This is a genomic window from Pseudomonas sp. C321 (assembly GCF_055407105.1).
On record NZ_JBUZRB010000031.1, the window covers coordinates 1 to 823 of the forward strand.

Annotated in this window: 1 protein-coding gene; it reads left to right on the forward strand. The window is 59.8% G+C overall.

Annotated elements, in window-relative coordinates; genetic code table 11:
- The coding region (locus ACZRJ6_RS26220) for an Ig-like domain-containing protein (RefSeq protein ID WP_463993568.1) at positions 1–823 on the forward strand (823 nt) is incomplete at both ends.

An 823-nucleotide genomic window follows, 5' to 3' on the forward strand; every position in this document is an offset into this window, starting at 1 on the left:
CGTCAGCGGTGACACCACCGACGACAACACCCCGACCTTCAGCGGTAAAGCTGAAGCCAACAGCACCGTGGTCATTTATGACCAAGGGGTTGAGATCGGCCGTGTGCCGGTTGATGACAAGGGTGTTTGGAGCTTTACGCCGGGCACACCATTGGCCGAAGGCGGTCATGGCCTGAGCACGGCGGTGGTCGACAAAGCCGGTAACCTGGGCGAACAAAGCGCTGTGATCGACTTCACGGTCGACACCCGCGCGGTTGATGTTTCGATCACTCGCGTAGCGGATGACGTTGGCAGCAAACAGGGCAACCTGGGCAATGGCGATGTCACTGACGACACCAAGCCGACTTTGCATGGCAAGGCGACGGCGAACTCGACCGTCAACATCTACGACGGCAAGGTATTGCTGGGTTCCGCCCAGTCCAATGGCAAAGGCGAGTGGAGCTTCACGCCGACTCAAGCCTTGGCAGAAGGCGAGCACAGCCTCACCGCAACCGTGGTTACCGCAGCCGGTGGCGAAAGCGATCCGACCTCTGTGTTTGACCTGACTGTAGACACTTCGGCCCCGGGTAAAGCCGTCATTGGCGAAGTGTTCGACGACGTCGGCGAGATCCAGGGTCCGATTACCAACGGTGGCAGCACCGATGACACCACCCCGACCCTGTCGGGCAATGGCGAACCGGGCAGCACCGTGCATATCTACGACAACGACAGCCTGTTGGGCAGCGTTGAAGTGGATGGCAAAGGTAACTGGAGTTTCACCCCAAGCCCGCTGAACAACGGCGAGCATAGCTTCACCGTGACCAACGAAGACAAGGCCGGCAAC